The organism is Veillonella parvula (assembly GCF_032472435.1).
In the GTDB taxonomy this organism is placed as follows: domain Bacteria; phylum Bacillota; class Negativicutes; order Veillonellales; family Veillonellaceae; genus Veillonella; species Veillonella parvula_N.
The window spans coordinates 1-12,131 of sequence record NZ_JAWEGM010000002.1 but is presented as its reverse complement, the minus strand read 5'-3'; the positions used below and the strand labels follow the sequence as shown (position 1 = coordinate 12,131).

At 38.2% G+C, this 12,131-nt stretch carries 8 protein-coding genes and 1 rRNA gene; 6 read left to right on the top strand and 3 right to left on the bottom strand.

Annotation, left to right across the window (positions count from 1 at the left end):
• The first annotated feature begins 174 nt into the window (after positions 1-174).
• From E7A03_RS03005 to E7A03_RS02990, 4 genes are all read left to right on the top strand, one after another.
• Positions 175-1,584 carry an MATE family efflux transporter gene (locus tag E7A03_RS03005; protein ID WP_287509756.1) on the top strand — a complete coding sequence of 470 codons (1,410 nt, stop codon included), beginning with the start codon at positions 175-177 and terminating at the stop codon, positions 1,582-1,584.
• A 675-nt stretch (positions 1,585-2,259) separates the two neighbouring features.
• Positions 2,260-3,297: an OmpA family protein gene (locus E7A03_RS03000; RefSeq protein ID WP_287509754.1), complete on the top strand. Its 1,038-nt coding sequence runs from the start codon at positions 2,260-2,262 to the stop codon at positions 3,295-3,297.
• 226 nt (positions 3,298-3,523) lie between these two features.
• Positions 3,524-4,645: an AI-2E family transporter gene (locus tag E7A03_RS02995; RefSeq protein ID WP_012864013.1), complete on the top strand. Its 1,122-nt coding sequence runs from the start codon at positions 3,524-3,526 to the stop codon at positions 4,643-4,645.
• A 126-nt stretch (positions 4,646-4,771) separates the two neighbouring features.
• Positions 4,772-5,428, top strand: a complete 657-nt coding sequence (locus E7A03_RS02990; protein ID WP_316073664.1) for a PepSY domain-containing protein — start codon at positions 4,772-4,774, stop codon at positions 5,426-5,428.
• Between the two features lie 191 nt (positions 5,429-5,619).
• Here E7A03_RS02990 and E7A03_RS02985 read toward each other — a convergent pair whose 3' ends face one another.
• Complete coding sequence (locus E7A03_RS02985; RefSeq protein WP_278470551.1) at positions 5,620-7,137, bottom strand: dihydrolipoyl dehydrogenase family protein; 1,518 nt, start codon at positions 7,135-7,137, stop codon at positions 5,620-5,622.
• 245 nt (positions 7,138-7,382) lie between these two features.
• Positions 7,383-8,603, bottom strand: a complete 1,221-nt coding sequence (sstT, locus tag E7A03_RS02980; protein WP_287509751.1) for a serine/threonine transporter SstT — start codon at positions 8,601-8,603, stop codon at positions 7,383-7,385.
• A 348-nt stretch (positions 8,604-8,951) separates the two neighbouring features.
• Here sstT and E7A03_RS02975 point away from each other — a divergent pair, with 348 nt between their 5' ends.
• Positions 8,952-9,698 carry a ubiquinone/menaquinone biosynthesis methyltransferase gene (locus tag E7A03_RS02975; RefSeq protein ID WP_012864017.1) on the top strand — a complete coding sequence of 249 codons (747 nt, stop codon included), beginning with the start codon at positions 8,952-8,954 and terminating at the stop codon, positions 9,696-9,698.
• Here the strand turns inward: E7A03_RS02975 and E7A03_RS02970 are convergent.
• Positions 9,679-10,410: an SIMPL domain-containing protein gene (locus E7A03_RS02970; protein ID WP_287509749.1), complete on the bottom strand. Its 732-nt coding sequence runs from the start codon at positions 10,408-10,410 to the stop codon at positions 9,679-9,681. The genes E7A03_RS02975 and E7A03_RS02970 overlap by 20 nt on opposite strands.
• A gap of 541 nt (positions 10,411-10,951) precedes the next feature.
• Here E7A03_RS02970 and E7A03_RS02965 point away from each other — a divergent pair.
• A 16S ribosomal RNA gene (locus tag E7A03_RS02965) occupies positions 10,952-12,131 on the top strand; the annotation flags it as partial.

Below are 12,131 nucleotides of genomic sequence, written 5' to 3'. Positions count from 1 at the left end.
TGATAGGGTACATACATTTTGTATAAGAGGTTCTTTTGCTATTTTGATATATATTCTTATTTAAAATGCATAACATATGAATGACTTCTCATATGTTATGTGATATAATACAGTGGAACTAAGAGGCGAAGTGATGCCTCTACTATGTATGATCTTGCATGAATAGGAGATAGAATGTTAGACCGTATACAACGATGGCTTTCAATAGATACCATGTTGCCTGTTGCAGAACGATTAGGACCTGTAGGCACGACAAAGCAGCTATATGGTAATTATCTAAAAATAGCTTGGCCAGCTACATTACAAGGCTTGATGTTACAATTTATGACGGCCATCGATTTGGCGATGGTTGGTGCCTTAGGTGCATCAGCTCTTGCTTCGGTAGGTATTATGGGACAACCTGAGATGGTAATGCTCATCTTCTGCCGCGCCTTATCCATTGCTGTGACAGCAATCATAGCTCGTCGTCATGGTGAAGGTGATGTAGATGGTATGAATGCCGTGCTCAAGCAGTCTATTTTATTGAATTTTTTGATTTATGTACCGTTATTATTGATATGTTTCTTAAATTTAGAGCATATTCTACGTTTTACAGGTGCTGAAGAGAGCTATATTGAAACAGCTGTTTGGTATGGTCGTTTCATAGTTATTAGTTTAATCTTTCAGTCTTTTAGTCAAATCGTAGGGGCTGCACTCATTGGATATGGTAACACCAAGGTTATTTTTAAATCTAATGTAGTAGGGAATATTTTGAATACGATAATGAATTTCTTCTTGATTTATGGTATCGGTTTCTTCCCTGAACTTGGTGTTATGGGGGCAGGTGTTTCCACTATGATCAGTAGTGCGATTATTGCATTATTGTTGTTGCGTACGATTTCACAACATACTGCTACTGGATTAACATTGCGCCATCCGTCGAAGTGGATTTTTGAAAGACCTGTACTTCATACGATGTTTCATGTAGGTGGCAGTTCTTTGGGGGAACAGTTCTTTGAAAGGTTCGGTATGTATACATACACTATGATTGTGGCTTCCTTAGGTGCAGTACCTTTGGCCGCGCATTACGTATGTATGAATCTAATGGATATATTTTATTATTTTGCGATGGGACTTGGCTTTGCAGGCGCGTCACATACGGGTCAAAATCTTGGGCATAAAAGGCCGGATATTGCACGTACTTATGGTAAAATTGGTGCTCGTATCGGTTTAGTCGTGGGTCTTGTGAGTGCATTAATCTTTATTGGCCCTGGTGATTTTTTAGTACACTTATATACTCGTGAAAGTGATGTTGTTACACTTTCAGCCACTTTGATGGGTATTATGGCTATCGCTGCATTCCCTCAAGCATTACAACAAGTATACTCCGGTGTGTTGAAAGGGGCAGGAGATACATATTACATTATGAAATATTCTCTTGTAAGCGTAGCAATCATTCGTCCTATTATTACGTATCTATTGTGCATTACATTAGGTTTAGGACTTTTTGGGGCATGGTTATCTTTGTGCTTTGATCAGTCTCTAAGATTATGTTGTTCTTATTTTAGATTTATTCGAGGAGCATGGCAACATAAGGTTGTTTAATGAGATGTAAATATAGTTTTAATTTAACTTTCGCTTTATATTAAAAATAGGCTTCATGTAAATGTTAAAATTTAAAATACTAATACTCGATATAATTTTAAACGGTAAATAATAATTATATATTTTGTTGATTATTCTTTTTCACATTGAAATTTTTAGAAGAATTCATGAAAAAATAGTGAATAAACTCTTGTCTATTAAAAATTTTTGATGTACAATACTTAATGTGAAAAAAATGACACATTGGGGAATGTGTTATCTGACCAGAAACTTCTGATTTCACGTATATATGTAAGGGATATACATATGAAATGATAAAAGCCTCCTTAGTGTATAAGGGGGCTTTTATTTGTTCAATTATAGTTAGATCTATCAGTGTATATAATAATGATTTTGATGAACTTACAGGACCAGTGATCTTATTATTGTTAGAGAATCTTAAAAAAGATAAATAGTATTATAATTACGGGACTGTAATATGTGCAGAAAATCGCAGTGATTAGGTAATTAAGAGGATTTAAATATTTATATTTATAACATTAATAGATAGATATAACTAAAAATTCATCTGATATTCATGAAGGATATTGAATTATATTGAAAAATTGTGTAAAATATAAGCATATTATTACCAAAGCCTAAGTATTATAAGGGCTGTTTTTGGAGGGAATTATAATGAATAAAAAATTATTAGCTTTATTGGCAGTTGCTGCTGTAGGCGTGTCCGTAGCAGGTGCAACTCCTCAAACTCAATTCAATAAAGGTGAGTTTCAAGTTGATCTTGGCGCGTCTGATTCTAAAGCAAAAACTAAAGCTTGGACTTCTGATGCAAAATGGAACTTTGATGGTGGTGTAACATACGCTTTCACAGATAAAACCGCGTTACAATACCAATACCATGGTTTGAATGATAAAATGTTCGGCACTAGCTATAGTGACAGAATGCAAGAAGTTAACTTGGTTCAATCTTTGAATAAAAATTTCGCAGTATATGGCGGTTATGCTCATATTTCTGGTGATACATTCCCTAAAGCAAATAATATTGCTCAATTGGGTGTAATTGGTAAAGCTAATCTTGGCTCCAAAGTAGACGTTTATGGTAAAGCGGGTGTAGGGACTAAGAGAACTACCACTTGGGAAGCAGGTTTTGGTTATAAAGTTAACCAAGACTGGGATATTAATGCAGGGTATCGTTATATCAATACTAAACGTGATGATAAGTCTAATATTTCCTTCCAAGGTCCTGTAGTAGGATTATCTTACCGTTTCGGTGGTCACAAATCCGTAGCTCCTGTATACACTCCAGCACCAGCTCCTGTATACACTCCGGCTCCAGCTCCTACTGTAGAAGCGCCTGCATATAAAACTCCTAAATTGGACTACTATGTACAATCTATCTACTTTGACTCTGATCAAGATGTTGCTCGTGCAGACCAATATCCAAACTTAACGGCTGCTGTAAATGCTGCTAACCAATATTCTCAAGACCAAGTTAAATTGATGGGTAACGCTGATACTGATGCAAATCCTCAATACAACATTGCTTTGTCTGAACGCCGCGTACAACATGTGGCTCAATATTTAGTTAACCACGGTGTATCTGCCGATCGTCTTATCGGTATTGCTAATGGTGATGTTAAACCAGTTGCAACTAACTCTACAGCAGCAGGTAAAGCTGAAAACCGTCGTGTAGACGTTTATATTCATCGCTAATTTCTAGACTTATCTAGATTAGCCCTACAATAAGTCCACCTTCAATCATGCTCTCTTGTTCATCGGGAATTCGAGCATGCGACAAGGTGGACTTTTGTGTTATACTAAGCTTGCATACAATACTAGGTCATACAATGTTCATTATGCTTTGGTAATGTATGCGATGTGAGAATCGTATAGTTATATAGGTGTAGCTTATTAATAGTGTTATGTGAAGTAGGTTATTATGAAAGAATTTAAATATTACAAACAGCTCATAGGGGCTATTATACTAGCGGGCATTATGATTATGATGGCACTACGTATAAGTGATATTGCTAGTGGTCTTGACGCTATCTTTACGGCCTTTGTTCCGCTCATTGTGGGTGCTTGTATTGCTTTCGTATTGGATATTCTAGTCGTTCGTTATGAGCGATGGCTATGGCCTAAGTGTGACTCTGGATGGAAGTATAAAATACGTCGCCCACTAAGTCTTTTGCTATCCTTTGTAACAATTAGCGTTATTGTGTATTTTATTGCTCGGTTGGCTTTACCTCAATTGATTCATTCTATGTCGATTATTGTAGCTGCATCACCGCAATTGTATACGGACTTCCAAACATGGATGCAACATATTACAGAAACAATTCCAATGGCGTCGAATCAAACGATTATAGATGCCCTAAGTGGAGAGAATCTTGCTAAATATACTCGTGAATGGGGGACAAAAGGTGGCACATATATTGTAAATGCAATGGGCACCGTATTGTCGTGGACTTTGAACATTGGTCTTGGCTTAATTTTTGCTGTTTATATGTTGCTTGATAAGGAACGCCTTATGTTACAAGGTAAACGTATATTAAAGGCTTATGCATCAGATGAGTGGGTAAATCGAGTTAGTTATGTAACTCGCGTAGCAGTTCAAACATTTAGTAATTTTTTTGTAGGTCAGTTTATAGATGCCTTGGTTCTAGGTGTGATGGTAGGTATTACTTTATGGCTATTTAATATTGAATATGCTACAACGATTGCTTGTGTAATTGGCCTAACTGGTTTAATTCCACTATTAGGTATTTATGTTGGTGGTATCATTGGAGCCGTTATGCTACTTACTGTTAGCCCTATGGATGCTCTCATCTATGTAATTATTTTAGAGGTACTTCATCAAATTGAAAGTAACTTTATTTATCCGAAAATTGTAGGTAATTCTGTTGGATTACCAGGTTTGTGGGTATTTGCTGCCGTTATCGTAGGCGGTAGTTTGATGGGGGTTACTGGTATGTTGATCGGTGTGCCTTTAGTGGCTACATGCTATAAATTGATTATGACTGATGTAGATGGGCGACTTGCATCTAATGAAGGTTTATAGTATATTGTCTAAATGATATGACTATTTACATATTTTAGTGCTGTTGAATATAGCATGAACTTATAGAAATTCTAGTGTACTAATAGTTTGATTAATAGAAGCATAGTATCTAGTAGGAGGATTATAATGAATAAAAAGTTAATTTCTATGGCATTGACGGGTGTATTAGCGGTAGGTATGTTATCCGTTGCTACACCAAGTGTGGCAGATGCACGCAAAACAAAGCCTGAAACAAGTACGGATATCTCTGTAAAACGTGCACCTGGCGAGTCCATGGTTATGACTATGAGCCAAATTGGTACTATTTTCCAAAATCGCTATCCAAATGCGGCGCTTCATTCTGTAGAGCTCAACTCTAATGACTTGAACTATGGTTATAAAGTAGTTGGTTATAGTAAGTATCATCAGTACAAGATGAAAATTGACGTAATCACTGGTAATGCTTCTGATATGGAAGAGGGGGGCAAACTTAAGAAAGTTATTGGGGAGATTTTCAATAAAGATAAAGTTATTGAATCAACTCAAGCAGAACGTGTTGCAAAACAACAACTTGGAACTGATGCTGTTATGAAGGGCTGGAAGATTGAAGCTCATAATGGTAAGGTTTTATACTATGTGACTATGCATCAGGATGGTAAAAAAGTAGTTGTTACAGTAGATGCTGAGACAGGTGCTTATGTAGAACAATCTAAATCCTATAAATTACCACCTGAGCCAGATCAAGGCTTCGATGGTCGTAAAACAAATCTCGTTTGGGGTTCTGATATAGATATGGGGCGCTAACCTATCTATTGATGATTAATAATAAAAGAGCCGAAGGCAATGCCTTTGGCTCTTTTTTGCGATTCCGATACTATAAAATATCGATTGATAGTGCTCTTGTGTTAGAATATTATTTTTTACAGTAGATATGTTTACAACAAAAGGACTGCACCCTAGGTTTAGTCCTTTTATTATTTATAACTATAGTTGTATTACCAACGATTTTCGTAGTACACTTGTGTCCACATGATAACTTCGACGAGGGATGGATGGGGACTCATAGTTTCGCCTACAGTGATAACGGATCTAGGGTCCATTTCACGAGTAATACTTTTTTCACGTAAACGTTTAGTGCGTTCAGAAGCGATTTCTTCATTAATTGCTGTCAACGGAGTTACACCACTATTCATAAGATTTACATATGGTTGGAAGAGGATAGACGCTTGAGGACCTGTTACGTGCATACCAAGAATGTGGTTAGTGTCTTTGTCCACTACGATTTTAACGAAACCGTCATTTACATCGCCAGGATTAATACCCATAGCATAGCCTTTAACAGTAGAGGAGTAGTAATTTTTACCAACACCTACATTATAGCCTGCTTTAATAGCTTCTGCTTCAGTAAGACCTACGCTACCGATTTCAGGGAAGGAGAAGGTAACCTTTGGCAATGTATCATAGCGTGCCCAACGGAAATCTTCTTCGTTTTTAGCAAAGTATAGGTTGTGGGCGATAATATCAGCTTCGTAGTTCGCACGATGACGAAAGGCAGGTTCACCATTTACATCACCTAAAGCGTAGATACCATCAACGGATGTTTCAAGGAACTCGTTTGTTTTAATCCAGCCTTTAGGCCAAGTTTCAATACCAGTGTTTTCTAGGTGAAGTTCTTCTACAGCTGGACGGATACCTGCAGCTACAAGGATTTCTTCAACTTTAGTTTCTGTAATTTCGCCAGTAGTACGATCTTTAGTAACTACTACTTTAAGGCCGTCTTCTTGGCGGATTTCAACAGTGTCTTGGTTTAGAAGTACGTTGATACCACGTTCTCTGTAGTTGTTAAGTAAGTGTTCCGATATATCTGCATCTTCTTTAGGTACTAAACGTACATTGTGTTGAAGAATTGTTACCGCTGTACCAGCAGAATCAAATACGTGAGCAAACTCAACACCGATTGGTCCGGCACCAAGAACGGCAAGAGATTTGTATGGTTGTTTAGGGAACTTATCGCCAAATAAACTTTCACTAGAAAGGAAGCCTGCCTCTTTTAGACCAGGTACATTCGGTACATTACTATAGCCACCTGTACCAAGGATAATTGTAGGCGCTGTAATTTCTTCAATGCCAGAACCATCGTTAAGATGGATGTTCATCACTTTATCGGATACAAAACTTGCAGCACCGCGATATACATCTACGTTGTCATAAGCGTTATAGTAATCATAGATGCCTGCAGACTTGTCAATCATATGCCATGTACGTTTAGCTACAGTGTCCCAATCCATAGTTGCATCGTCAACATTGACGCCTATTTTTTTGAACTCTTCTACCTCTTGAATGGCATTAGCTGCTGTAACCATAACCTTCGTAGGAATACAACCGCGAGTTAGGCATGTGCCACCGAATTTACCTTTTTCTATGATAGCTACTTTTTTACCTACTTTTATAGCAGCGTCAGCTACGATGGTTGCGCCGCCTGTACCAACTACAATAATATCGTATTGTTTCATGTTGATTCCTTTCTATATATCTACTAATAGTTATTATCATTAACTATATTATACCACTATATTGAAGAAAATCAATATAGTTTGTTAGTGATTGGTGAAAGTTTATATTTAGTTAATCCAAATATATAATATCATTTTTACACGATTAGGTGACGAGGATATATATAACTTTCACAAAGTCCTAGTGAAAGAATATAAAATTAGTGTACAAAAAAGACGGTCTCATAGGACCGTCTAAGAAAGTTTTAATTCCAATCTTGATGATAGCCGCGTTTTGCATAATCAGCAGTAGCCGTGAAGAGGATATCTGTGCTAGAGTTAAGCGCAGTTTCTGTGGAGTCTTGTAATACGCCAATAATAAAACCTACACCTACAACTTGCATCGCTACATCATTGGAGATACCAAATAGAGAACAAGCCAATGGAATGAGTAGTAAGGAACCGCCTGCAACACCGGAAGCTCCACATGCACCAATAGTGGCAATGATGGATAAGAGAATTGCAGTAGGAATATCTACAACGATACCCAAAGTGTGGGCTGCAGCTAATGTCATGATTGTAATCGTGATTGCTGCACCACCCATATTGATTGTGGCACCTAATGGAATAGATACGGAATACATATCTGGATTGAGTTTTAAACGTTTTGCCAAATCAAGGTTTACGGGAATGTTTGCAGCAGAGCTACGTGTGAAGAACGCATAGATTGCAGATTCACGTAAGCATTTGAATACCAATGGGTATGGATTACGGCGAAGGTATATAAAGGATAAAATTGGGTTAATCACTAATGCTACAAAAATCATAGAACCAAGTAATAATACGAGTAATTGGAAGTAACCAATCAAGGCTTCGATGCCGTTAGTAGCAATGGATTCTGCTACAAGGCCCATAATACCAAGAGGAGCGAAGCGGATGATCCAACCTACTACAGTAGTAATAGCTTGTGCAATGGACTCCATAACTTCCTTCGTATTCATTGGTGCATGGCGTAATGCACCACCAATAATAAGGGCCCAACCTAAAATACCGATGTAGTTAGCAGTCATTAACGCTTTTACAGGGTTATCAACTATATTTTTAAGCAATGTTGTCATAACCTCTGCGATACCTTGCGGAGGAGCTGCATCAGCGGCACCTGCTGCTAGATGTAATGAAGTAGGGAAGAAGAAACTTACGATTACTGCTAATGCTGCAGATAGGAATGTACCTAATAAGTATAAGGTGATAACAGAACCCATACCAGTTTTTTGGCCAGAACGATGTTTACTGATCGCTGCAATTACCAAGAAAAATACAAGGATAGGGGCAATGCCTTTAAGAGCACCAACAAAAAGAACACCTAATAAAGCAAGTTCATTGGCCACATCTGGCACATAAAGAGCAGTCAAAATACCAATAATCAAACCTATGATAATTTGTTGGATTAGACTGACTCTGTTGATTGATTTTACAAATCGATTCATAGTACACTCCAATACTTAAATAAAAACAAATAAAATCCACAACAAAATATCCTTTCATCATGGACATATGTCATTATACAACGAACACGAGATAGTGGCAATAGATAATATCATAGATGGCTATAAGCATTTATGTTATATATAAAGTAAATGATAAACATGTTTATTAAGCTATATATTTTACAATAAAATATATTAAATATTTGTATGTTTTGGTCTTATATGTGTATAGTACATAGTTACTATATATAGTATATATAATAGGATTCTTTTTAGCGTTCCTATAGTATGGTATACTATGCCATATATAGTACTTGAATATAGTTCTTGATTAGTGAAAGGACCATAATGAATAGTAAAGAATTTAAAACATATGCTGATAAAGAAGAATTTGTACAAGGCGTTTTTTCTAATATTGCAAAAAATTATGACTTAATGAATACAGTCTTAAGTTTTGGGCAAGATTATTTTTGGCGCAAATTTTCTGTAAAAGCAATGAATATCGGTCCTCATCAATGCGTACTTGATGTAGCGTGTGGTACTTGTGTTTTTACAAAGGAAGCATTACGTCAAGAGCCAACTTTAAAGGTGGAGGCCTTGGACTTTAATAGTGAAATGCTTGATCAAGGTCGTATTCGTATAGAAAATGCCGGTTTAATTGATCAAGTCAATTTAGTGCAAGGTGATGCTATGGCCTTACCATATGCGGATAATACATTTAATGCAGCCATGAGTGGTTTTGCAATGCGTAATGTGCCGGATATTAAACAAGTATTATCTGAAATGCAACGTGTTGTAAAGCCGGGAGGGAAGGTTGTCGTACTAGAACTAGCAAAACCAAGCATGTTTGGTTTTAAACAATTATATAACTTCTATTTCTCCTATATATTACCTATTATAGGGAAATTGAGTAAGGATAACTCCTCCTATGCGTGGCTTCCAGAATCTTTACGTAGATATCCTCATCAAAGTGAGATTTTAGAAATCTGGAAATCTCTTGGATATGAAAATGCCACCTATCATGAATTGACAGGCGGCATTGTAGCTGTACACGAAGGTGTGGTACCAGAAAATTCTATTGTAGATAATAAGTGATGTTGGCGTCTTGGGAAACTATTAGAGATCCTTTTTCTACAGGCGTAGCAGTTTCGAGAGCTGCTTTTAGCATCACTGGGTTACGATAGTAACCAGAGTCCATTGTGCTGGTTTCAGTTGTGCTAATGGAAACAGTTTTTACTGGTCCCAATGTACGACCGAAGGCAGCTGCTATAACTTCTGCTTTGTGGCGACCGTTTTGAATCGCTTCTGTAGTTAAAGAATCAGATAATTGTTGAGACACATCATTTTGGAATGAAAGGTTGTTGATGTCGTTAGCACCAGCGCTAACAGCGGCATCAACAACCTTTCCTACGTTATCAAGGTTATTGATCTTAACTGTTACATGATTTGATACATTGTAACCTGTGTTGATGCGTTTGCCGTCTTGATAGTCGCTCGTTGGATTGATAGAAATGCTAGATGTATAGATATCTTTTTTTGCTACACCTAAGTTAGCTAATCGACTAATTAAATCACTCATAATACGATCATTATTAGATTTTGCAGCGTTAATATTGGTGTTTTGGCTTGTAATACCAAGTGTTAAAATCGCATAGTTAGGCGCTACAGAACGAGATGCTTGACCGGTAATATTAATTTCTGAAGTGTCAAATGTACCTTGTGGTACAGCAAATACAGCAGTTGCCATAGAAGTACATATAGTAGTTATAGCTATAGTTTTCAATAATAAAGATTTTGATAATTTCATACTCAATCTCCTTAGACTAATGTAATATTTATATTCATGAATATAAATATTTTAGAACTGATTTGTGTTAAAAGTTCTTTGTTACAGCTATATTTTACATGATTGGTTGTGTAAAATCAAATACTGACTTTATGCATCAAAATGAAAATAAGATGAAGATTTGTAAAGTTGAGAATTGGGGGTTGCGCTTATATTTTCATTGTACTATAATATGCATACAGTCGTTTGAGCGACTGTTTCTTAATGAGTGTAGCAATACACTTAGAAGTTTAGAATTAACTTCAAAAAAGATTATAAAATGTGTTGACATGAAAGTAGTCAAATGTTATTATAATCAAGTCGTCAATTGAGGCTGAACTTTAGATGAAGTGATCCGAATTGATAACAGATCTTTGAAAACTGAACAATGATAGGTAATCAATCGAAATGATTGAACATATGCCAGAGTGCGGGTTTTGACAAAGTCAAAACCAACCATAATTCAAAGCTACTTAATGGTAGCGACAACAAAACAAATGAGCTATTCAAATAGCTTCAAGATATCTTGGAGAGTTTGATCCTGGCTCAGGACGAACGCTGGCGGCGTGCTTAACACATGCAAGTCGAACGAAGATTGATGGAAGCTTGCTTCTATCAATCTTAGTGGCGAACGGGTGAGTAACGCGTAATCTAAGCTATCACTGAAGGAGGGGATTGCGTCTGATTAGCTAGTTGGAGGGGTAACGGCCCACCAAGGCGATGATCAGTAGCCGGTCTGAGAGGATGAACGGCCACATTGGGACTGAGACACGGCCCAGACTCCTACGGGAGGCAGCAGTGGGGAATCTTCCGCAATGGACGAAAGTCTGACGGAGCAACGCCGCGTGAGTGATGACGGCCTTCGGGTTGTAAAGCTCTGTTAATCGGGACGAAAGGCCTTCTTGCGAATAGTGAGAAGGATTGACGGTACCGGAATAGAAAGCCACGGCTAACTACGTGCCAGCAGCCGCGGTAATACGTAGGTGGCAAGCGTTGTCCGGAATTATTGGGCGTAAAGCGCGCGCAGGCGGATAGGTCAGTCTGTCTTAAAAGTTCGGGGCTTAACCCCGTGATGGGATGGAAACTGCCAATCTAGAGTATCGGAGAGGAAAGTGGAATTCCTAGTGTAGCGGTGAAATGCGTAGATATTAGGAAGAACACCAGTGGCGAAGGCGACTTTCTGGACGAAAACTGACGCTGAGGCGCGAAAGCCAGGGGAGCGAACGGGATTAGATACCCCGGTAGTCCTGGCCGTAAACGATGGGTACTAGGTGTAGGAGGTATCGACCCCTTCTGTGCCGGAGTTAACGCAATAAGTACCCCGCCTGGGGAGTACGACCGCAAGGTTGAAACTCAAAGGAATTGACGGGGGCCCGCACAAGCGGTGGAGTATGTGGTTTAATTCGACGCAACGCGAAGAACCTTACCAGGTCTTGACATTGATGGACAGAACTAGAGATAGTTCCTCTTCTTCGGAAGCCAGAAAACAGGTGGTGCACGGTTGTCGTCAGCTCGTGTCGTGAGATGTTGGGTTAAGTCCCGCAACGAGCGCAACCCCTATCTTATGTTGCCAGCACTTCGGGTGGGAACTCATGAGAGACTGCCGCAGACAATGCGGAGGAAGGCGGGGATGACGTCAAATCATCATGCCCCTTATGACCTGGGCTACACACGTACTACAATGGGAGTTAATAGACGGAAGC